We start from the raw sequence: 23,650 nt of genomic DNA on the forward strand, positions 1-23,650 counted from the left end.
AATACTTGTTCTTTGTTGGTCATGGTTTCTTTGCAAATTACAAATTTTTTAAGAAATGGGAAATTTGTCGTGCACCCTTCCTGTCTAGCATAAATGACAAAACTAAACCACTATGGACTAAAAGTCCATAGGTTTGGTTCGCAGACTATAAGTCTGCTTCGTGAAATTCAAAAAAAAAAACACATAAAACTGTGATAATTAATTTGCGCCCCGAGCGATAGCGAATAGGCGAAGCAATTCGCGGTTAAAAATTTTTAGAAGCTAAAGCGAAATGCACTAAGGCACATAGTTTTAACTACATGTGAGACCAATAAATGTTAATAAAAAGTGCAATTTTAGAGATTCCTGCTTTTGCAGGAATTAAAAACCCGAAAAGCTGAGGGGATGCTTCTCGGGTTCATAACCAAGTTATGCCAGTATATTTTAATCTACATTATCGTGTAAAAACGAATTATTGCTTCTTATTTGAATATCGTCATTTTCATCCAATCCAATACTTGATCTTGACATATCAGTTTCAGACGAATGTTTGGCATCATCCAAATGGATGCCTTGACGCCTGTAAGCAGGCACTTTTTCTATATCATCAATTTTTGCGTTGTTGAATTTATAGTTGAAGTCCTTCATTTTGCGCCGGCGTTCTTCGGCGCGTTCTTTAAGGATCTCTGAAATGGGACTGTTCATTGGGTCTACTTCTTCATCGGTAATTGTTTCTTGAACCGGTGCTTTTACAACTTTCTTTTCAAACACGATTTCTTGATCCAATTCCTCCAACATTTCTTTAGTTTCCACCTGCTTTTTGTTCATGGACGATTCCAGTTCAATGTAATCTTCCAACGCATAGCGAATATCTCCTTTTTCATTCGTTTCGTTAACCGGTATTAACTCTACATAATCATTTACGGAAATTTTCTTAACATGATCATCAAATTCAAATGACATGCTATCTTCTTCTTCACCCCTATCCTTGGTATATAATGGTAAATCGAAAGTTAAAGTAATTTGCTTTTCTTCTTCCATATAATCTGAAACTACTTCTATATCGGCAATATCCTTATCCGCTTTAGACATTCTGGTAACCGGTTTAATGATAAAATCATCTTCTTGCTGAACGTTTGCACGCACATCTTCATAAACAACTTTAATGTTTTTTATAAGTTGAGAAGTGGGTATTAAATCTATATGGTTGGTTGAATGTTTGTTTGTTTTATCCTTGTTTACAACCGTTTTCTCAAATTTAAAAGGCTTGTCATCTTCTAAATCGAAATCTAAAGTATGTTTAACTATAGGAGTTTCTTTCTTCTCTTTTAACTCGATGATTGGGGCAATAATAGCTGGTTCTTTTTCTTTAGAACGAATATCTAAATCTTCACTAATAAGTGAATGGACTACTTTTTTAGTTTCGGTATTGGAAATTTCGTCCTGTTGTTCTATATTGAAACCCGTAGCAATAATGGTTACAGCGATGGATTCTTCTAAACTTTCATCTTCACCAACCCCCATAATAATATTGGCGCCATGGCCTGCTTCATTTTGGATGTGATCGTTTATTTCACCTATTTCATCAATGGTAATTTCATGGGTTCCTGAAACTATTAGCAGCAATACATTTTTAGCTCCGGTAATTTTATTATCGTTCAACAATGGCGAATCCAAGGCTTTACGGATAGCATCTTGCGCACGACTTTCCCCTGATGCCAATGCCGACCCCATAATGGCGGTGCCACTATTGCTCAATACGGTTTTGGCATCGCGTAAATCGATGTTTTGCGTGTAGTGGTGCGTAATAACTTCGGCGATACCACGAGCAGCGGTAGATAGCACTTCATCGGCTTTAGAGAATCCTGCTTTAAAACCAAGATTGCCATACACTTCACGAAGTTTGTTGTTATTTATTACGATTAACGAATCGACTACGTTTCTTAAATTCTCAATACCAATTTGAGCTTGTTCAATACGCATTTTGCCTTCAAACTGAAATGGCATCGTAACGATTCCTACCGTTAAGATATCCAAATCTTTAGCCATTTTAGCAATAATAGGAGCAGCACCGGTACCTGTTCCGCCTCCCATACCTGCGGTAATGAAAACCATTTTGGTATTGGTGTCAAGCATGGTCGAAATATCCTCGAAACTTTCCACAGCAGATTGCTCGCCAACATGTGGGTTGGCTCCCGCGCCCAATCCTTCGGTTAAATTTAAACCCAACTGGATTTTGTTTGGCACGCCACTGTTTTGAAGCGCTTGTGCATCTGTATTACAGATGTAAAAATCGACTCCTTTAATGCCTTGTTGGAACATGTGGTTTATGGCATTGCTGCCGCCACCGCCCACACCAATAACCTTAATGACATTTGATTGGTTTTTAGGTAAATCAAATGCGATACTTGCGAATTCTTTTTTGCTGCTCATAAATTCTGTTTTACTGGTAGCCCTCTCTGTCTCTTTGGGACATCTCTCCCAAAGGGAGAGAAAGGCCTAATTAAAAATTATTTAATATGATGTATATTTTGTCACTCTGCGTTGTCTAAAAAATCTTTAACACGCTCTGTTAATTTGTCCAGAAAAGAACGGCGCTCCTTTAACGGTTTTTCTTTAATTTCCTCAATTGGTTTTTCCTCTTCTTTAGCAGCTTGTTTTTTCTCTTGCTGCTCGATCTTTTTGCGCTCGTTGCGTTTTAAACCATCCAAAACCAAACCAACTGCCGTGGCATATAATGGGCTTGTAACATCCTCATCGCTATCGCCCGCCAAATGTTCGTTGGGGTAGCCTATTCTGGTATCCATGCCGGTTATATACTCCACCAACTGTTTTAAATGCTTTAATTGGGCACCACCACCTGTCAAAACAATACCTGCAATGAGCTTTTTCTTTTGCTCCTCGTGCCCGTAGTTTTTAATTTCCACATACACTTGCTCAATGATTTCAACAATACGCGCATGGATTATTTTTGAGAGGTTTTTAAGGGTTATCTCCTTGGGTTCCCTACCCCGTAAACCTGGGATCGATACAATTTCGTTATCCTTATTTTCCCCAGGCCATGCCGATCCAAATTTTATCTTTAATAATTCCGCTTGCTTTTCTATAATGGAACAACCTTCTTTAATATCTTCAGTGATTACATTGCCTCCGAAAGGAATCACCGCGGTATGACGGATGATGCCGTCCCTAAAAATGGCCAAATCGGTGGTGCCACCTCCTATATCAATCAACGCGACGCCTGCTTCTTTTTCTTCCTGACTTAACACCGCATTTGCCGATGCCAATGGTTCCAACGTGATGCCTTCTAAATTCAACCCTGAACTTTGAATGCATCGCCCCACATTTCTTATAGAGGACACTTGCCCCACAACCACATGGAAATTGGCTTCCAATCGGCCACCGTACATCCCAATGGGCTCTTTTATTTCACCTTGACCATCCACCTTATATTCTTGTGGCAATACGTGAATGATCTCTTCCCCGGGAAGCATCACCAACTTATGCACTTGGTTTATAAGTCGGTCAATATCCTCTTCATCAATAACCGTTTCAGAATTTGCCCTGGTTATGTAATCGCTGTGTTGCAAACTGCGTATATGTTGACCAGCAATACCCACGGTAACGCCTTCAATCTTAATATCCGAAGCCGCCTCTGCCTCTTGTACCGCTTGCTGTATGGATTGGATGGTTTGTGTAATATTGTTAACCACGCCACGATGTACGCCCAAACTTTTAGACTTGCCAATGCCCAAAATTTCGACTTTACCGTACTCGTTTTTGCGACCAATCATAGCCACAATTTTTGTGGTCCCTATGTCTAATCCTACTGCTAAATTATGCTCCATGGCTTATATTTTGGTACATACTACTTGGTTATCAAACTGCAAATTGACTTTACTATAATTATCAAGCGTTTCTTCTTTGATGCTTTCTTGATAAAACGCTTTTAGGTTATTGATTTTTTTATCTAAAAACCCCACATCTCCCAACTGAACTAAAAAATGGCACTGTCTAAGTTTCAAATAAATCACACCATCAAAACCTTGATGGATTTCTATAACATGTTTCTTTAAGAATTCATCTTCCTTAATTTTATTTGCAACTGTAAAGATGCTCTTTAAATTGTTTTTTTCAACATAACCGGTAACCAATGGCACTCTCGCAGAAAAATTGCTGGACAGCGGCATGAAAAAACCATCGCTATCGATGTAATAAGACGCATTGGTGCTTACTCGTGCAATAGGGGTTTTTTGTTCTATTTCCGCTTTAAGTGTGCCATTTACAGTAACATACACTTCCGCAGATTTTATCATGGGATTAGATTTCAGGGCAATCTCTAACGCATTCAAAGCTAAAGTTTCTTTAGGTACATTTTTAACACCCCGGAAATTTTGTATTAACAATTTACTAACATTTTCATTGGTTATAAACAAGTTGCTTTCTCCAATAAATTCAACATGGGGCATTGAAACAGGCCTCACAGAATTTCTTTTTGAGGCAAAGGAATACAAGAAGATTACCAACCCCATCAAAACCATCATCTTTATGTAATTCCAATTAATTTTCAAGACTGAATTCTTTTTTAATATGTTTCACTTCTTCTCCAATATCTCCCGCACCAATGGTCAATACAATTTGGGCTTCACTTTCGTGGATTTTTTTCAGCAAATCTGCTTTAGTTACCAATTGTTTGTTTTCATTGGTCATTTTACTCAATAACCACGCTGATGTGACGCCTTCCATGGGTAATTCCCTTGCTGGATAGATATCCAACAACAACACCTCGTCAAACTGCGACAGACTTTTGGCAAAATCGTCAATAAAATCGCGGGTTCTACTGAATAAATGGGGTTGGAAAATGGCCAACACTTTTTTATTCGGATACATTTCCCGAACCGCTTGGTGCACCGCATTTATTTCCTCGGGATGATGCGCATAATCATCAATATAAACGAAATCTTCTGTTTTAATTTGATAGGTAAATCGACGCTTTACGCCTTTAAAGGACGCTAATGCATTGGCGAGCTGCCGGTAAGGGCAACCATATTCTACAGCCATCGCCAAGGCTATTAGTGCATTAGACAGATTGTGCCTGCCCGGTAGGTTAAATTTTAAATTTTCGAGCACTGTTTTTGGCGTTTTCACATCAAAAACATAGGTGCCATTTTCTATTTTTATATTTTGAACCGAATAATCGGAATCATCCTCAATACCGTAAGTAATACCTTGAATTGGCAGACCATTACGGACGAACAATTTTCCGTTGGGTTTTAGTCTTTTTGAAAAATCTTCAAATGATTTTACCAATTCCGAAGCATCTCCATAAATATCCAAATGATCGGCATCCATAGAGGTAATACAAGCCAAATTTGGCGATAAGGTTAAAAATGAACGGTCAAACTCATCAGCCTCCACCACCGAAACCTCTGTGCCGTTAAGTATTAAATTAGAATTGTAATTTTCGCAAATGCCTCCTAAAAAAGCTGTTAAAGGCACATTGCATTCATTCAGCAAATGTCCTAAAATGCTTGAGGTGGTGGTTTTTCCATGCGTACCGGCAACCGCTAAACAAAAGGTATTTTCGGTAATCAAGCCTAAAATTTGGGAACGTTTTAAAATTTGAAAACCATTGTTTTTAAAATATTCAAACTCCAAGTGCCCTTTCGGAATGGCGGGCGTGTAAACAACCAAAGTGGTTTCTTTATTTAAGCAAGATGGTGGAATGTTTTTAACCGCATCCTCAAAATGGACTTCAATACCTAAAGCCACTAAACCATCCGTTATTTCAGAAGGCGTTTTATCATATCCTGCCACCACTTTTCCGTTTGCAACAAAATAGCGTGCCAAAGCACTCATGCCGATGCCGCCAATGCCGATGAAATAGATGTTTGCCCATCCCATCCCGATAGCTATCGGGACTCCAAAGGGAAGGGCCTTATCATTGTTTGATATGTTATTACCGTTGTTATTCATATTCATTTTTGGTTTCTTCCCTTCGGGAAGACGGAAGATGGGCTTAAAAGTTTTTCAACTTCATCCGCTATGTGATTTGTAGCATCAACCAATGCTAATTTTTTTATGTTATCGCTTAATTTCTTTTGTTTCTCTGGCGATGCGATAAGTTGTGAAAATTTATTTTCAAAATCAGCATCCAAATCTTCTTCTTTAATGATCATGGCTGCCTCTTTATCTACAATGGCCATAGCATTTTTTGTTTGATGGTCTTCGGCAACATTGGGCGACGGCACAAAAATGACCGGTTTACTTACGATGCAAAGCTCGGACACCGAACTGGCACCGGCGCGTGAAATAATAATATCTGCCGCTGCATAAGCCAAATCCATATTATTTATAAACTCATGAACCTGTACGTTATTGGTATGGCTATAAATTTTAAACTGACTGTAATACAACTTCCCGCATTGCCATATTACTTGAACGTTTTTGGTATCTAAAAAGTCCAGTTCTTTCTCGATAAGCTGGTTGATACGTCTCGACCCCAAACTTCCACCCATTACCAAAAGCGTATATTTTCCATGTTTTAAATCGAAAAAGTTTTTGGCTTCAACCGTTTTCGTTTCAATATCCAACAAATCTTTGCGGACTGGGTTGCCTGTTTTTATTATTTTATCTTTTGGGAAAAAACGTTCCAAACCATCATAAGCAACACAAATTTTCTGAGCTCTTTTACCCAATACTTTATTGGTAATCCCCGGATAGGAATTCTGTTCCTGTATTAAACAGGGTATTTTTTTCAATGCAGCCACTTGCAACAAAGGGCCACTGGCAAAACCACCTGTACCGATGGCCACATCTGGTTTAAAAGATCTTACTATTCTTCTGGCATCCCGCAAGCTGCTGATCAGTTTAAGTGGAAACATGAGGTTTTTCAATGTCAATTCCCGCTGAATCCCAGAAATCCAAAGTCCTTTTATTTCATAGCCCGCTTGTGGCACTTTTTCCATTTCCATTCTGTCCTTAGCGCCAACAAATAAAAACTCAGCATCTGGAAAACGTGATTTTAATTCGTTTGCAATGGCGATGGCAGGATAGATATGTCCGCCAGTACCGCCGCCAGATAATATGATTCTATATGTTTTTGATTTACGATTCACGATTTACGATTTACGATTGCGCATAGTCTTAATTGACGCTACAACAATTGATAATAACTCATTAGCTTCTACATGCAATCTTTTTAACTCCACATGCTCGGTATTACTTATTTCTAAAAACAATTCTAAGAAATACATACTTTCATCTGCTTCTTCTTCGACTATTTTAAGCTTATTTATAAAATCTGCATCTGATTTTGCTCTACAAGCAGCTCTATAATTTGCGCCAACAGAACTTGAACATCTTATTAATTGGTTACAAAACGCATTATATTCTCTTGAAACAGGGAATTTAGCACACAAGCGCCAACAATCTGATGCAAATCTTTTAGTTCTATTTTTTAATACTTCTTTCATCTGCCTCTATTATTTTGTTTAAGTTGTATGATAAAATCTAATTCTGATGTTTCATTTATACTAATTCGTAAATCCAAAATCGTCAATCGTAATTCTTTTTAAATCGCTTCAGAAAGGATTTCCAACGGATTTTCATCCATCGTTTCCTGTTCCTTGATTTCTTCCCGTTTTGCACTCACACTTAATATGATTCCTATGGCTAAAGAGGTCATCCAAATAGAAGTTCCACCACTACTGATTAATGGCAATGTTTGCCCTGTAACCGGAAATAATTCCACAGCAACAGCCATATTAATCAATGCTTGAAACACAATGGGCAACCCAACGCCCAGCACCAATAATTTACCAAAGATGGTATCCGATTTTTGGGCAACAATCACAATTCTAAACAAAAACCACATGTAAAGAATCATGATGAAAGAACCTCCAATAATGCCGTATTCCTCAATAATAATGGCAAAAATGAAATCGGATGACGATTGTGGCAAAAAATTCTTTTGAATGCTTTTTCCAGGGCCAACACCTTGAATACCTCCCGTTGCAATGGCTATTTTAGCTTTCTCAATTTGATAATCGGCTTCAGTATCTTCATTGTTTGAAAAATTTTTAATTCTATTTTCCCAAGTTTCCACTTTTACATTTAATGGGCCGGAAGTTAATTTTGCCACCATTACAAAAAGCACTAAAGCAATCACTCCCAACCCTAGAATGATTCCCATATATCGAAGGGGATAACCGCCTAGAAAAACCAAGATGAGCACCATTAAAAATATAATGGCCGCTGTTGAAAAGTTGGATGGCAATATAAGAGCCAATACCAAAAAAACAGGCATCCAAAGTGGTAAAATGGAACTTTTAAAAGTGATTTCCTTATCTTTTATTTTCGACATATACCGCGCTACATACACCATTAATACGACCGATGCGAAAGTTGATGTTTGAAACGACACCCCTACAATAGGAATCTGGATCCATCTACTGGCATTGGCCCCTTCAATAGTCGTTCCTTGAAGCATGGTAATTCCTAATAACACCAACACCACAGGAATCATCACCAATGACAAACCTTTAAAATACCGATACGGAATTTTATGAACCCCATACATAATGGCAAACCCCAATGACAAGTGAACCAAATGTTTAATCAAAAACGCAAAAGTACTCCCGCCACCATTTTTATAGGCGAGGTTACTGGCTGCACTATAAACAGGCAAGAAGGACACAATGGCCAATAAAGCAACAATGGCCCAAATTAACCGGTCTCCTTTTATGTTATTGAATAGTGTTTGCATTTCTTATTCCTGCGTAGGCAGGAATCTCATTTTAATTAGTTATATTTTTTTATAGCAACGAATATCATATCGTTTAGCATGTTTGGATTTTATACCCTTCCGTCTTTATTCCGAAAAAAATCGGAATAAATCCACCTTCCCTTAAAAAAAGGGAAGGAGTTATTAATTACTTTATTTTTATTTATTTTATAATACCTACAAGGTTTTTAAAACCTTGCAGGATTAATTCAGTTAATTTTCCACAACCGTTTCTTCCCTTTGGGAAGATTAAGATGGACTTTTTTTACAAATTCCTTACAGCATCTTTAAATTGGCGCCCTCGGTCTTCATAGTCTTCAAACAAATCAAAACTTGCACAGGCAGGCGACAGCAATACATTATCACCAGATTCAGCAATTTTGTATGCTATTTTTACCGCTTCACCCATAAATTGGGTCTCAACAATAACATCAACCATGTTTCCAAAGGCGTTTATAAGTTTTTCATTATCTACGCCCAAACAAATAATAGCTTTCACTTTTTCGTTTACAAAAGGAAACAACTCCTCATAATTATTGCCTTTATCTTCCCCACCAACAATCCAAACGGTTGGCGCATCCATACTTTCCAAAGCATAATAGGTTGCATTGACATTGGTTGCTTTTGAATCGTTTATATACTGAACTTTATTGATTTTAAGAACCTGCTCCAAACGATGCTCAACGCCTTGAAAATTCTCTAAACTTTCGCGAATCATCTGTTTCCTGATTTTTAATAAATGAGCCACAGTAGAAGCAGCCATCGCATTTTTAATGTTGTGGTTTCCTTCTAAAGTAAGACTTGATGTTGGCATGATTATTTGGTTGTTATTTATTGTTATTATTATATTCTGTTTGTCTAAATACGCACCATTTTCTATTTTTTTAACCAATGAAAATGGCAATAATGTGGATTGAACTGGGTGGTTTTTTAACCAATTTGTTAAAATGTCATCATCGGCATCATAAATCAAATAATCGTCTTTTGTTTGATTTTCAGCTATTCTGAATTTTGAAACGATATAATTCTCTAATTTGTAATCGTACCGATCTAAATGATCGGGTGTAATATTTGTGATTACCGCTATATGGGGTTTAAAATCAACAATATCATCTAACTGAAAACTGCTTATTTCCAACACATAATTAGGGTAATTTTTTTCCAGAATTTGTTTTGCAAAACTGTCGCCAATGTTTCCCGCCAACCCAACATTCAATTCTTGTTTTAAAATATGGTGGGTTAAGGTTGCTGTGGTTGTTTTACCATTGCTTCCTGTAATACCAACAATGGTAGCGTTGGTAAACTTAGAAGCGAATTCAATTTCTGAAACCACTGAAATTCCTTTTTCGCGAATCTGTTTTACCAAAGGTGCTTTATCAGGAATTCCCGGGCTTTTCATTAGGATGTCGGCATTCAGGATTTTTTTTTCCGTATGCTTTTCATCTTCCCATTCAATCTCATTATGTACAAGAACTTCTTTATATTTTTCTTTTATTTTTCCCTTATCGGAAACAAAAACCTCATAGCCTTTTGCTTTTCCTAAAAGTGCCGTTCCTACACCACTTTCTCCGCCTCCTAATATGACTAATCTCATGATTTACGATTTTAGAATTACGATTTACGACATCCTTTAATTAAAATTCCAATGCTGAAATTCCAAATTCCAAAAAAACAATCCAATATTTTAAAATTTCTATTCATACTTAATCGTAAATCTAAAATCGTCATTCGTAAATCCGGTTATCTAATTTTTAATGTCACTATTGAAATAATAGCCAGTAAAATGCCCACAATCCAAAAACGGGTAACAATTTTACTTTCATGATATCCCGATTTTTGATAATGGTGATGCAAGGGCGACATTTTGAAAATACGCCGTCCCTTACCATATTTTTTCTTGGTGTATTTAAACCAGCCCACTTGCATGATTACCGATAAATTTTCTGCTAAAAATATACCGCACAGCACTGGAATGAGCCACTCTTTACGAACCGCAATGGCTATGACCGCTATTATGCCGCCAATTGTTAAACTACCTGTATCGCCCATAAAAACGGTTGCGGGATAGGTGTTGTACCATAAAAACCCAATAAGTGCTCCCACAAAAGCGGTGATATAAATGGTAATTTCCTCTACCCTTGGGATGTACATAATATTGAGATAATCTGAGAAAATGATATTACCGGACACCCAAGCAAAAATCCCTAAAGTAAGCACGATGATGGCCGAAGTTCCTGCTGCCAATCCATCGATCCCATCAGTAAGGTTTGCTCCGTTTGAAACAGCAGTAATAATAATTATGGATATAAGAATGAATATGATCCAGGCATATTTATCCAGTTTCGGACTTACCCATGTTATGATATTGGCATAATCAAACTCATTCCCTTTTACAAAAGGAATGGTTGTTTTGGTGGACTTTACTTCTTCTTTAAAAAGTTTTGTTGGAGAAATATTTGGGTCATCTGCCAACATTTTTTGTCGAATCTCAATAGGCAATTTCTCCTTGATGGTAACGTGGGGACTAAAATATAACGTGGCACCCACGATAATTCCCAAACCGATTTGTCCCATCACTTTAAAGCGTCCTTTTAATCCTTCTTTGTCTTTTTTAAACTTCTTAATGTAATCGTCTATAAAACCAATCGTTCCCATCCATAACGTGGTAATAATCAGTAATATCACATATACATTATCTAATTTTGACAACAATAATACAGGTATCAAGGTGGCTAGAATAATGATAATACCACCCATGGTTGGCGTGCCGGCTTTTTCTTGTTGGCCTTCCAAACCTAAATCCCTAATAGTTTCGCCCACTTGTTGCTTTTGTAAAAAACGAATGATACGCTTTCCGTAAATAGTAGAAATTAACAATGACAAAATCATGGCTGTGGCTGCTCTAAAGGTAATGAACCCAAAGAGCGATGCTCCAGGAATCTGGAATTGCTTTTCTAAATAATCGAATAGGTAGTATAACATTTGTTTGTTGTTGGGTTGTTTGTTGTTGGGTTGTTTGTTGTTGGGTTGTTTGTTGTTGGGTTGTAAAATTATCTTAACAACCTCACAACAAACGACTTAACTTTTCTATTTTTTTAATTGGTTTAAAATTTCTTGTACTAGTTTAAAATCATCAAAATCAAAGCGTTCGCCTTTTATTTCCTGATAGGTTTCATGTCCTTTTCCCGCTATAAGAATAATGTCGTTTGGCTGTGCCATTTGGCAGGCCGTTTTTATGGCTTGGGCTCTATCGGTTATGGTCAATGCTTTTTTATAATTTTGGGGCTCTACGCCTTTTTCAATTTCTTTTAATATGGTTTCTGGATTTTCACTTCGCGGGTTATCACTCGTGAAAATAACCTTGGAACTCAAAGCAGTAGCTATATGCCCCATTTTTGGGCGCTTGGTTTTATCCCTATCGCCACCACAACCAACTACCGTTATCAATTCTTCGTTTTTAGTGCGAATGCTGTTAATGGTTTCCAATACATTTTGAAGGGCATCGGGCGTGTGGGCATAATCAACAATAGCGGTGATTTTTTTGTTTGAAATGATATACTGAAACCGGCCGCTGACACTTTCCAATTCGCTTATCAACCGCAGGATCTCTACTTTCTCAAGCCCTAATAATTCCGCAGTAGCGTAAATTGCCAAAATATTATAGGCATTAAAGTTTCCGACGAGGCGTGTCCAAACTTCCCCATCATTTATTTTTAACAAAAGTCCTCCGAATTGGTTTTCAAGTATTTGCGATTTATAATCGGCATAACTTTTTAAAGCGTAGGTATATTTTCTAGCCTTTGTGTTTTGCAACATGACCAGACCGTTTTTATCATCAATGTTTACAAGTGCAAATGCTTTTTCGGGAAGCCCATCGAAAAACGATTTCTTTACATCACGATATTCTGCAAACGTGTTGTGATAATCGAGATGGTCATGCGAAAGATTGGTAAAAATACCGCCTTCAAAACGCAAACCTTCCGTTCTGTATTGATGGATTCCGTGCGAGCTCACTTCCATAAAGCAAAACTCCACACCTGCCACATTCATGTCATTCAAATACTTATTAATGGTTAAGGAATCGGGCGTTGTATGGGTTGCTTTGTGCTCCATAGTATCCACCATAATTTTTACGGTAGATAACAAGCCCACTTTGTAACCCGCTTTTTTAAACAACTGATACAGTAAACTCGCCACCGTAGTTTTTCCGTTAGTTCCGGTAACGCCTACAAGCTTTAAATTTTCTGATGGATTGCCATAAAAATTGGAAGCCATAAACGCCAATGCTTTATTGGAATTATCCACCTCAACATACGTAACGCCATCGGCCAGTTTTTCGGGCATTTTTTCGCAAATAACAGCCACAGCCCCTTGCTTTATAGCAACATCAATAAATGTATGCCCATCGGAAATACTGCCTTTAATAGCCACAAAAACATCACCGCTTTTAATATTTCTGGAATCAAAATCTATTGCATTCAATGGAACGCTGGTAGATCCTGCCACGGCATTAATGGTCACTTTATATAATATGTCTTTTAATGCGATCATGAAGCTGATAAAACGACTGTTTGGTTATTCTTTAATTTTATATTTTGTTCGATGGATTGCTTTTTAACAATCCCGCTACCTTCTAATTTTACTTTTACTTTTACCTGCATATTTTCCAACAGTGCCAAAGCGTCCATTGCGGGCAAACCTATGAGATTTGGCATGATGGTTTTATAGGTTTGTGCCACATTATAAAAGCTTTCATATTCTTTTTCTACGGAAGCCACTTTAACATTTAAAGATTTGATTTCATCCACAATGGGGGTGTCGGTAAATATTTTTTGGGCTATTTTTTTGAACACAGGCCCTGATACATCGGCACCGTAATACCCCACACTTTTATCGGGTTCGTGGATTACCACAATGCATGAATATTTAGGATTTTCCGCAGGAAAATAACCAGCAAACGAGGAGATATAGCTCAATTTATCCTTATTGGCATAATCTTTTTGGCAGGTACCTGTTTTTCCTGCCATCGAGAAATTTTCAGAATACAATCTATGCCCGGTGCCATGTTTCTTTTCCACCACATTTTTAAGTAATTGCTGTACTTTGGCAACGGTTTCTTTGGAACAGATTTGTTTATTGATGACTTCCTTTTCAAAAGGCACAATCACATCGCCAAATTCTTTGACCTCTCTTAAAAATTGTGGTTTTACCATTTCACCATTATTGGCAATGGCATTGTAAAAAGTGAGCGTTTGAAGCGGCGTAAACGACACCCCATAACCGTAAGCCATCCATTGCAAGGCAATACCACTCCAGCGTCCGTTTTTAATCCTCGGGTCTGGAATAATAGGCTTTCCTTCTCCTATAATGGGCAGATTCAAACCTTTGTTAAGGTCCATGGCGTAAAGCCTATCTACAAATTTGCTGGGATTTTTTCTATAGGCTTCATCAATGGCAGCAACCATCCCGGTATTTGAAGAGAGTTCAAAAGCCCTTGAAAGCGTTATTTTACCATAACCTCTATGATTGGAATCTTCCACATGTTTACCATAAAAAGTGAGTCTTCCATTTTTTGTATCAACAACCGTAGAGGTATCAACCACCTTATCTTCCAAAGCCGCCGTAATTGCCATTAGTTTAAAGGTTGAACCTGGTTCATGGCTTTCTCCCACCGCATAATTCAACCGTTCGTAATAATAGCCATCCGTATTTCTTCCTAAATTTGAAATCGCTCGAATCTCGCCTGTTTTGGTTTCCATAACCACCACGCAACCGTGGTCTGCTTTATACTTTTCCAACTGTTCTAAAAGTGCGTGGTGTGCAATATCTTGAATGTTCACATCAATAGTAGTATAAACGTCATAGCCGTTTTTTGGGTCAATTTCATTAGCATCATTTAAAGGTTTCCATTGCCCCTTGCCTATTTGCTGCTTTTTGCGTTGCCCATCGGTTCCCCGTAAATATTTTACCCCAAAAGCACCATCAATACCTGCTCTGGTAACGTTGCCGTTTTCATCAAAACGTTCATAACCAATGGCACGTTGCGCGATCCCACCCATGGGATGCTCGCGTTTGGTAGTTTGCTCTACAATCAAGCCGCCTTTAAAGGCACCCAATTCCAATAATGGAAAATTGCGCAAGCGTGTATAATCGGAATACCCGATATTTCGAGCCAACAAATAATACCTGTTTTTGTTGGCCCGAGCCTTCCTAATTTCTTGTTGATAATAGCTTGACGGTTTTCCAGAATATTGAGAGAGGGAATCACTTAAGGGTTTTACATACTTTTCAAATGTTTTGTTTGAAGGTGTTATGGCATCCAAACGAATATCGTATTTAGGGATTGAGGTAGCCAACAAGTTTCCTTTAACAGAATACACATTACCCCTGTTGGCAGGAATAACCACATTTTTTATAACACGTTCGGTAGCCATGGCTCGATACTTATCGCCTTGTAAAAATTGCACGCTAAACAGTTTAAACATGACGGCAAGCCCGAACACGAACAGACATCCTGCTATAAAATACAATCTGTTTAATATGCTTTTGTCGTTTATCACTAAAACTCGATTTTACTTTTGGGATTTTACTTTTATTTTTTTTGGCGGAATCACCGATGGTGCTATATTTTTTTCTTTCATAACCTCCATGACATTGGATTCCATTTTAAGTTTCATAAGTTTTGAACGTCCATCGATAAAAGCAGAACGCATTTCACTCACTTCGTTTTTCAATCTTGCTATTTCGTACACTTTTTTATCGGCACTGTGCGAGCTTGCAATCATGACGATGGTTAAGCTCGAAATGAAAATGATAAACCTCCAATTCTTAAAGGAATCATCACTTACCAAAAAGGTGCCTTTTAATATTTTATAGATGTTTTTTTTCATTCTTTATCCCTGCTAAAGCAGGAATGTTTTTTATACCACAAACTCGCGAATTTTTTTCCCTCTGTCTTTCTGAAACACCCGTCCAAAGGGAAGCATTGATTACTTAATATTATTCTAAAACCCTTCCGTCTTTAATTCCTTGTACGGAATTAAATCCACCTTCCCTTAAAAAAGGGAAGGAGTTTTAAATACTACACTTTTTCAGCAATGCGAAGCTTGGCACTTCTTGCTCTACTATTGTTTTTTATTTCTTCTTTTGAAGGCACTACCAAACCATTTACTTTTTTTAATGGTACTTCAAAATTTCCATACATATCGCGTACTGGCTCACCTTCAAACATCCCATTTCTTATAAAGCGTTTTACCAACCGATCTTCCAACGAGTGGTAGGAAATTAAGCTGAGCCTTCCGCCTTGTTTTAAAATATCTGGTGTTTGTTCTAAAAATTCCTTTAAAGCTTCTATTTCCTGATTTACCTCAATTCTGATCGCTTGATATATTTGCGCCAACACTTTATTTTCATGCCGTGGTGGCAAAAACTTATTCAATACCTTTTTGAGTTCTTCGCTTGTAACAATGGGCTGCAATGCGCGTTGATCAACAATTACCTTTGCCATGGCTGGAGCCGACCGCAACTCGCCATATAGCAAAAGCACATTTTTGAGCTGCTCCTCGTCGTATTTATTTACCACTTCAAAAGCAGAAAGTGCATTTTGCTGATTCATTCGCATGTCTAAATTTGCTTCGAAGCGTGTTGAAAATCCCCGTTCAGCAACATCAAATTGGTGCGACGATACCCCAAAGTCTGCTAAAATGCCATCCACTTGTTTCACACCGTAAAATCTTAAAAAGCGTTTTACGTATCTAAAATTTTCGTTTATCAATGTAAACCTCTCGTCGTCTATGGTATTTAAAAGAGCATCTTGATCTTGATCGAAAGCAAACAATTTTCCTTTAGCCCCCAATCGTTTCAACATTTCCTTACTGTGCCCGCCACCTCCAAAAGTCACATCTACATAAACACCTTCTGGATTGATATTTAATCCATCAACGGTTTCTTTTAAGAGCACGGGGTTATGATATTCCATCGTCATCATTATCTTGTCCCATCACTTCTTCCGCTAAATCTGCAAAATCAATTGTAGCGTCGTCAATGGCTTGTTCGTATAAATCCTTATCCCAAATTTCAATGATATTAATAGCCGATGTTATGACGATATCTTTCGAAATATTTGCAAAAACGGTCAAATCTTTTGGGATTAACAAACGTCCGTTCACATCTACCTCAACCATTTTAACACCTGCTGTAAACCGACGGATAAAATCGTTGTTCTTCTTTTTAAACTTATTAAGCTTATTTATTTTTTGCATCAGCACGTGCCACTCGCCCATGGGGTACAACTCCAAACACTTTTGAAACACCGAACGACGCAGCACAAACCCATTTGGCAACACCGATGACAACTGCTTTTTTAAAGCCGCAGGCATCATGAGTCTGCCTTTGGCATCCACCTTACAATCGTATGTTCCTGTTAATAAGTCCAATGTGATTTGTTGCGCTTTTAGAGTTTAAGTTTCAAATATATTGAAAATTTTACCACTTTTTACCACTTTATACCACTTTGTTGATAATTTTTCGATTAAACGTCTCCAATGCGCGGTTTTATTATGGCTAAATCTCCACACATACTAATTATCAATAGGTTAGAACGTTCCTTTAAATATGCTTTTAATTATTAACATATCGGTTTTTAAATATTATTTTAGTCCTACAATTAAATCCTTGTAATATGAATGAAATAACTATATTTGTTTCAAAGCAATGACAACCGATTGATGAAGTATCGTTTAAAAAAAGAGAAGAATTACAACTATATCGAAGCTGGTGAAGGCACCCCACTTATCGTACTCCACGGGTTAATGGGCGGTTTAAGTAATTTTGATTCCGTAATCCACTATTTTAGCCAAAAAGGGTATAAAGTAATCATCCCTGAGTTGCCTATTTACACCATGTCTTTACTAAAAACCAATGTAAAAAGTTTTGCAAAATATTTACATGACTTTATTGAGTTTAAAGGTTATAACGAGGTTGTTTTATTAGGAAATTCATTAGGCGGGCATATAGGTTTATATTACACCAAACAGCATCCCAGCAAAGTGAAAGCACTTATAATTACAGGAAGTTCTGGGCTTTATGAAAGTGCTATGGGCGGTGGCTATACCAAACGAAGTGATTATGAAGTGATTAAAAAGAAAGCACAAGACGTTTTTTACGACCCCGCAATAGCCACTAAAGAGATTGTGGATGAAGTTTATGAAACTGTAAACGACCGTAATAAACTTATAAAAACGTTGGCCATAGCCAAAAGTGCCATACGCCATAATATGGCAAAAGATTTGCCTAAAATGAAGATTCCCACCTGTATAATTTGGGGGAAAAATGATAATGTAACGCCTCCTGATGTTGCCATAGAATTTGATGCACTTTTGCCGGATTCCGAACTGTTTTGGATTGACAAATGTGGACATGCCGCTATGATGGAACGACCAGAGGAGTTTAATGGTATTCTTGATGGCTGGTTGGAAAAGAGAGGGTTATAAAAGCCCATCCCTAACCCTTCCCAAAAGGAAGGGAACTGTAACGGATAAAATAATTTCAACTTAAATCGAAGTTCAATTAGTGAGATTCCCTCCCGTCCCGATAGCTATCGGGAGCTATCGGGATCCGAGGGAATGAAAAAACTCTAAACATGCATATTAAATCTGCCGAATTTGTAATGAGTAATTCCGATGTGGCTAAATGCCCCAAAGGATTGTTGCCCGAATACGCTTTTATTGGTAGAAGCAACGTGGGGAAATCGTCGCTCATCAACATGCTTACCAGCAAAAAAAGTTTGGCAAAAACTTCGGGAAGGCCCGGAAAAACCCAACTTATCAATCACTTTTTGATCAATACCAATTGGCATTTGGTAGATTTACCGGGGTACGGATATGCCCGCGTTTCTAAAAATGCCAAAAAGACCTTTCAAAAATTCATCACCCAATATTTTAGTCTGCGCGAACAATTGGTAACCGCTTTTGTTTTGGTGGATATTCGCCACGAGCCCCAAACCATCGATCTGGAATTTATGCAGTGGTTGGGCGAAAACGGCATTCCGTTCTCCATTGTTTTTACCAAAGCCGACAAACTAAAACCCAATGCTATTTTAAGGCATGTTGAAGACTACAAAAAAGTGCTTTTGGAAACTTGGGAAGACATGCCAAACTACTTTGTTACCTCGTCATCTAACGAAACAGGAAAGGAGGCTGTTTTGAGTTATATTGATGGGTTGAATGGGAATATGGATTTGAGCATGAGTTAGATATTTGTGTTATTTGTAATTGTTTTTCTATTTGATTTTGTTAGAAAAAAATTCTAAATTCGTTTAGCGTAGGGTATAAAACATTAAAACTATTTCATATTCTTGTAGTTGGCTTTAATTATGAAAAAAACAGTTTTACTAATATTATTTATTTCATCGATTAGCATAAGCAGCCAAACTATTTTTGATTACGAAAGAGAAATTACTCAAAAAGAAAATTATAATTTCCAAGAAATCGAATTTGAAAATTCCGATGAAAATTTCAAACTTTCAGGAACCTTAATTACTCCAAAATCGGATTTTGACAAATTAATTATAATTATCCCAGGCAGTGGAAAAGACACTCGATATTCTCACTCAAAATTAACAGAAATTTTACTACGAAATAACATTGCTGTTTATCGCTTCGATGAACGAGGCACTGGAAAATCAGAAGGAGATTATAGCCAAAAAGTCAGCCCTCTAAAAGATGACTTATATTTTTGTTTAAAACACATGATAAGTATTGACGAATTAAAGAATAAAAAAATAGGTGTTTTAGGCCATAGTTTAGGAGGAATGGCATCCATAGGAGTATTTGAAAACAAACAGCCAATTGATTTTCTTATTCAAATGTCAACTCCTGTTAATGCAGGTGAAGATTTCAAAAATAGAGTTTCTGAAGTAGAAACATTCAAGAATCGGAAAAAATCAATTAAAGAAACTCAAAAAATAATTGACACTTTTAATATTATTATTCATTCTGTAGATGGTTATGAAAATATCATTAGAGAGTGCGAAAAAGCAAGAAAAAAGTTAAAATTTCCAGATTATATTTCTAAAGCATATTTAACCCCAAATATGATTGATTTTGTTAAATTGGATACTGAGTCTTATTATAAAAATATTCATATTCCGCTATTGTATATTATAGGGGCAAATGATGAACAAATCGATGTAAAAAATGGAATTTCCAAGTTAAAAAAATTCGACAATGAATTTATAAATATTGAGGTCATTGACAAATTGGATCATTATTTAACTTTAAATAACGGAAAATGGAACAAGTCAAAACAAAGCTTATTAAGAGAAATAGATGATTTCGCAGCTAAAAAAATTATCGATTGGATAAATAAATTAGAATAAAACGAATGCCAACAAAGTCTAAGTACATGACAAAAATTGAAACATAAGTTTTAAGCCACTAATTATCAATAGTTTTATGTTCTTGGATGTTTTTAGACCTGTGAGGTTTTGAAAACCTGACAGGTCTAAATTTCATTAACATTACAATCATTTAATGAAGGCTGACTAATTTTGTCATGTACTGAACAACAAAGTATAAAATTAATTGCTTGGTTCTATCCTACTTGGAAAATCCTAAGGATTTCCCTCTGGTTCGTTCCGTTTTTAGTAAGTTTGTTGCGCTAAACAAAACACAAAACTTAAAATTTTATTTTCACAGCAAAACTTAGTTTGCAGTAACAATTAAAAGCTTAACACAGATAAAAAATAACCCAAAAAATGCCAACAGTTTTACGAAAGGATGGATATCGGTTTTTCTTTTATAGTAATGAGCATTTGCCTATTCATATACATATTGAGAAAGACAATAAAAACGGCAAGCTTTAACTTAGAAACCACAGAATTGATTCGCTCAATAAAATTTAATGCCTCTGAAATGAAAGAAATTCGTAAATTGGTTGAAAATAACAAAGAACTATTTAAAAATAAATGGAATGAGTATTTTAACAGTTAATAAATCACGATTTGCAACTGACATTTCTTTTTCTGAAAACAAAATGACTGTTTTCTTTGAGGATGGTAGAGAACTATCTGTGCCTTTGGAATGGTTTCCTAGGTTAAGACAAGCGACTCTTGTTCAACTAAAAAAATGGCGGTTTATTGGAAATGGAGAAGGTATCCATTGGGAAGAATTGGATGAAGATATTTCCATTGAAAATTTATTGGAATAAATTTCACTAACAAATCTAAATCATATAATATTTTACTTCTAAAAATCAGATTCCTGCCTACGCAGGAATTATCAACCCCTTAACCTCATCAAAATTCAACCCGCCATAATTACCCGAACTCATTAACAAAAGTGCTTTATTATCAAAATTTTGTGAGAACAGGAAATTTTTAAAATCGTCTGGGTTGGTGTAAATAATTAAGTCGTCGCGCTCAAAAGCATTGGCTATTTGCTGGTGGGTCACTTCTTTTAGCTTTTTAATCTCAACGGCATGTGGCGAGTAGAATACAACGGCAACATCGGCAGCGTCTAACGTGCCTTTGTATTCTTTTAAAAAGTCGGCATTTAAACTGCTATAGGTATGCAACTCCAAACAAGCCACAACGGTTCTGTTTCCATATTGCTCTTTTACCGCATTGGTAGTGGCTTCTACTTTACTTGGCGAATGTGCAAAATCCTTATACGCCACACTTGTTTTGCTTTCGGCTATCTTTTCCAATCGTTTGCTGGCGCCTTTAAACGTGGCAATGGCTTCGTAAAAATCGTCTTCATCAATGCCCATGTGCTGGCAAATCCATTTTGCTCCTGCTAAATTATTGAGGTTATGTTTTCCAAAAACTTCAATGGGCAATTCGCCTTCAGGAGTTTCCAATAAGGTTTGTCCGTTTTCAACCGTGTATTCAGGTGTTTGGTACGGCAATTTACGAATGGTATTTGCCGAGGCTTCAACTACACGTTTTACTTCTGGGTCTTCTTCATTATAAGTGATACTTCCACCGCTAACAATGCTATCTACAAAAATGCGGAACTGCTCTACATAATTATCATAGGTTGGAAACACGTTGATGTGGTCCCAAGCAATGCCACTTAACAGGGCAATATTGGGTTTGTACAAATGGAATTTCGGACGCCTGTCAATAGGTGAACTCAAATATTCATCCCCTTCAAGCACCATAAAATCGTTGGTTTCGGTAAGTTTTACCATCACATCAAAACCTTCCAATTGCGCACCTACCATATAATCGACATCTTTATTATGGTAATGCATCACATGTAAAATCATGGAGGTAATGGTGGTTTTTCCGTGGCTTCCACCAATAACCACACGGGTTTTGTGCTTCGATTGTTCGTATAAAAACTCGGGGTAACTGTATATTTTAAGCTTTAATTCTTGGGCTTTTAACAACTCGGGGTTATCTGCCTTGGCGTGCATTCCCAAAACAATGGCATCTAAATTTGCATTTATTTTTTCGGGAAACCAACCATACGTTTCGGGCAACAAGCCTTTAGCGTTCAATCTGGATTTTGAAGGTTCGAAGATTTCATCGTCGCTTCCTGTTACTTGGTATCCTTTATTGTGTAATGCGATGGCTAAATTATGCATGGCAGAGCCACCAATGGCGATAAAATGTACGTTCATGGCGTTGTTTGAATGGTTCAAATATAGTTTTTTTGCCACGAATACACGAATGGTTTTTTAATGAAAAAAACGAATGCTCGCAAAGTAGCTGTTGGAAATTCCTAGAAGAGGTTTTAATTGTGACATCTGATGGAGAAACAGAAAATTTGAATTTTCAACAAAAAGAGAAGTCAATTCGCATTTTATGGTAACGAAGAAGATATCCATACTTTTTTGCGGAGACCAGTAAATTTTTAATTTGGCTATATTTGAAAAAAGAAATTTAACCATAGAAATTTAAAATTCGGCTCTGTGTTTACCCGAAAGATCAGCGTCCTTTTGTGCGCTACGTTTCATACACCGAAGGTTAAACGAATCTTCATAAAAACTCCCGATATTGCATCACCCTAAAATCAAAGGTATTGAATGCTGGGTTTTTAGCTTTTAAATGTTTGTACAAAGGAATTTTACTGATTGAAATATTGGCTGCTCCAGAAACCGAGGTTAGTGAAACTGTTTTAATGGTTCGGTAGGATCCAACGGGTTGCTTGGTTGCGCTGCCATTGACAAATTCGTGAATTCGCGGCACCTCATTTGAAACCAATTTCAGTTTTAATCCCAATTCTTTTATGTGTTTTCTAAAAAAATATTCTGGGCCGTTTTTACTGTTTCCGCCCGTGAACAAAAGCGTATCTATGTTTGGGTATTCCTTTAAATAACCCATTAAGTTTCTAAGTTTTACATTTTTCATGCCTAAATCGGAAGCATCAATTTTATCGCGTTCGCAACTTTCAACAATATCGCAAACCCCTATTTTGTGCTTGGCCAAGAATTGTTTACGCTCTTCAACGGCTTCTTCAGAGTTATCAAAACGCAAATTAAGATGATGGATTTTATCAATAAACAACCAAAGTGAATTGTAATAACTTCCGTAACAAAAATCAACATCTTTTTCTAAAAGCGCGCCTGTTGTAAACCGTGGCGGTGGCAAGGTACCAACAATTAATTTTGTGGTATCGGGTTGAATAAAAGGTGGATATGGGTGGGTGTGTTTAAACATATCATATACCTGCTCAAGCAGGAATCCCATTAATTAATACTAAATCTTGAAAAAACTCAATTTTAAAATCGAGCCCATTTAAACTTTTTGGATTGAGGCGAAAATTAATCATTTTGTGACCATTAAAAAAGTTTAAATAAGTTCATGGGTGCACGACAAATTTCCCATTTCTTAAAAAATTTGTAATTTGCAAAGAAACCATGACCAACAAAGAACAAGTA

At 36.9% G+C, this 23,650-nt stretch carries 21 protein-coding genes; 5 read left to right on the forward strand and 16 right to left on the reverse strand.

Features of this window, described 5'->3' with window-relative positions; all coding sequences use genetic code 11:
• Positions 1–423: 423 nt before the first annotated feature.
• The 14 genes from ftsZ to mraZ all read right to left on the reverse strand — a co-directional run bounded on the left by ftsZ (position 424) and on the right by mraZ (position 17,199).
• Positions 424–2,412, reverse strand: a complete 1,989-nt coding sequence (gene ftsZ / locus ACU1LP_RS16485) for a cell division protein FtsZ (RefSeq protein ID WP_445736814.1) — start codon at positions 2,410–2,412, stop codon at positions 424–426.
• Positions 2,413–2,513: 101 nt separating this feature from the next.
• Entirely contained in the window at positions 2,514–3,827 is a 1,314-nt protein-coding gene (gene ftsA / locus ACU1LP_RS16490) for a cell division protein FtsA (protein WP_445736815.1), read from the reverse strand.
• 3 nt (positions 3,828–3,830) lie between these two features.
• Positions 3,831–4,463 (reverse strand): cell division protein FtsQ/DivIB, encoded by a 633-nt coding sequence (locus ACU1LP_RS16495; RefSeq protein WP_445736816.1) that lies wholly within the window; start codon positions 4,461–4,463, stop codon positions 3,831–3,833.
• A gap of 76 nt (positions 4,464–4,539) precedes the next feature.
• Positions 4,540–5,883, reverse strand: coding sequence for a UDP-N-acetylmuramate--L-alanine ligase (gene murC, locus ACU1LP_RS16500; protein WP_445736829.1), 1,344 nt, complete (start codon positions 5,881–5,883; stop codon positions 4,540–4,542).
• Between the two features lie 74 nt (positions 5,884–5,957).
• Positions 5,958–7,097 (reverse strand): undecaprenyldiphospho-muramoylpentapeptide beta-N-acetylglucosaminyltransferase, encoded by a 1,140-nt coding sequence (gene murG, locus ACU1LP_RS16505; protein WP_445736817.1) that lies wholly within the window; start codon positions 7,095–7,097, stop codon positions 5,958–5,960.
• Positions 7,098–7,100: 3 nt separating this feature from the next.
• Positions 7,101–7,454: a four helix bundle protein gene (locus ACU1LP_RS16510; protein WP_445735140.1), complete on the reverse strand. Its 354-nt coding sequence runs from the start codon at positions 7,452–7,454 to the stop codon at positions 7,101–7,103.
• Positions 7,455–7,552: 98 nt separating this feature from the next.
• Complete coding sequence (locus tag ACU1LP_RS16515; RefSeq protein ID WP_445736818.1) at positions 7,553–8,746, reverse strand: FtsW/RodA/SpoVE family cell cycle protein; 1,194 nt, start codon at positions 8,744–8,746, stop codon at positions 7,553–7,555.
• Between the two features lie 283 nt (positions 8,747–9,029).
• Positions 9,030–10,358 (reverse strand): UDP-N-acetylmuramoyl-L-alanine--D-glutamate ligase, encoded by a 1,329-nt coding sequence (gene murD, locus ACU1LP_RS16520; protein WP_445733275.1) that lies wholly within the window; start codon positions 10,356–10,358, stop codon positions 9,030–9,032.
• 146 nt (positions 10,359–10,504) lie between these two features.
• Positions 10,505–11,746, reverse strand: coding sequence for a phospho-N-acetylmuramoyl-pentapeptide-transferase (gene mraY / locus ACU1LP_RS16525; RefSeq protein WP_445736819.1), 1,242 nt, complete (start codon positions 11,744–11,746; stop codon positions 10,505–10,507).
• A 105-nt stretch (positions 11,747–11,851) separates the two neighbouring features.
• A complete protein-coding gene (locus ACU1LP_RS16530; protein ID WP_445736820.1) occupies positions 11,852–13,315 on the reverse strand; it encodes a UDP-N-acetylmuramoyl-L-alanyl-D-glutamate--2,6-diaminopimelate ligase in 1,464 nt (487 codons plus the stop codon).
• On the reverse strand, positions 13,312–15,249 hold the full coding sequence (locus ACU1LP_RS16535) for a penicillin-binding protein (protein WP_445736830.1): 1,938 nt from the start codon (positions 15,247–15,249) through the stop codon (positions 13,312–13,314). Before ACU1LP_RS16535 ends, ACU1LP_RS16530 begins: the two co-directional genes overlap by 4 nt.
• Positions 15,250–15,336: 87 nt before the next feature.
• On the reverse strand, positions 15,337–15,654 hold the full coding sequence (locus tag ACU1LP_RS16540) for an FtsL-like putative cell division protein (RefSeq protein ID WP_445736821.1): 318 nt from the start codon (positions 15,652–15,654) through the stop codon (positions 15,337–15,339).
• A 191-nt stretch (positions 15,655–15,845) separates the two neighbouring features.
• Positions 15,846–16,742, reverse strand: coding sequence for a 16S rRNA (cytosine(1402)-N(4))-methyltransferase RsmH (rsmH, locus tag ACU1LP_RS16545; RefSeq protein ID WP_445736822.1), 897 nt, complete (start codon positions 16,740–16,742; stop codon positions 15,846–15,848).
• Positions 16,729–17,199, reverse strand: a complete 471-nt coding sequence (gene mraZ, locus ACU1LP_RS16550) for a division/cell wall cluster transcriptional repressor MraZ (protein ID WP_445736823.1) — start codon at positions 17,197–17,199, stop codon at positions 16,729–16,731. The genes rsmH and mraZ overlap by 14 nt, the downstream gene beginning before the upstream one ends.
• 291 nt (positions 17,200–17,490) lie before the next feature.
• Between mraZ and ACU1LP_RS16555 the strand changes: the two genes are divergently transcribed.
• From ACU1LP_RS16555 to ACU1LP_RS16575, 5 genes are all read left to right on the forward strand, one after another.
• On the forward strand, positions 17,491–18,255 hold the full coding sequence (locus ACU1LP_RS16555) for an alpha/beta fold hydrolase (protein ID WP_445736824.1): 765 nt from the start codon (positions 17,491–17,493) through the stop codon (positions 18,253–18,255).
• A gap of 149 nt (positions 18,256–18,404) precedes the next feature.
• Positions 18,405–19,016: a ribosome biogenesis GTP-binding protein YihA/YsxC gene (gene yihA, locus ACU1LP_RS16560; RefSeq protein WP_445736825.1), complete on the forward strand. Its 612-nt coding sequence runs from the start codon at positions 18,405–18,407 to the stop codon at positions 19,014–19,016.
• 120 nt (positions 19,017–19,136) lie between these two features.
• Positions 19,137–20,141: an alpha/beta hydrolase gene (locus ACU1LP_RS16565; RefSeq protein ID WP_445736826.1), complete on the forward strand. Its 1,005-nt coding sequence runs from the start codon at positions 19,137–19,139 to the stop codon at positions 20,139–20,141.
• A 427-nt stretch (positions 20,142–20,568) separates the two neighbouring features.
• The gene (locus ACU1LP_RS16570; protein WP_445736827.1) at positions 20,569–20,754 is read left to right on the forward strand and encodes a DUF4160 domain-containing protein; all 186 of its coding nucleotides are present in this window, start codon (positions 20,569–20,571) and stop codon (positions 20,752–20,754) included.
• Positions 20,735–20,971 carry a DUF2442 domain-containing protein gene (locus ACU1LP_RS16575; RefSeq protein ID WP_445736828.1) on the forward strand — a complete coding sequence of 79 codons (237 nt, stop codon included), beginning with the start codon at positions 20,735–20,737 and terminating at the stop codon, positions 20,969–20,971. The genes ACU1LP_RS16570 and ACU1LP_RS16575 overlap by 20 nt, the downstream gene beginning before the upstream one ends.
• Positions 20,972–21,028: 57 nt before the next feature.
• Here ACU1LP_RS16575 and ACU1LP_RS16580 read toward each other — a convergent pair whose 3' ends face one another.
• Positions 21,029–22,390, reverse strand: a complete 1,362-nt coding sequence (locus ACU1LP_RS16580) for a UDP-N-acetylmuramate--L-alanine ligase (RefSeq protein WP_445736831.1) — start codon at positions 22,388–22,390, stop codon at positions 21,029–21,031.
• 358 nt (positions 22,391–22,748) lie between these two features.
• Positions 22,749–23,429: a uracil-DNA glycosylase family protein gene (locus tag ACU1LP_RS16585; protein ID WP_445732608.1), complete on the reverse strand. Its 681-nt coding sequence runs from the start codon at positions 23,427–23,429 to the stop codon at positions 22,749–22,751.
• Positions 23,430–23,650 lie beyond the last annotated feature (221 nt).

Source organism: Mariniflexile sp., assembly GCF_052728615.1.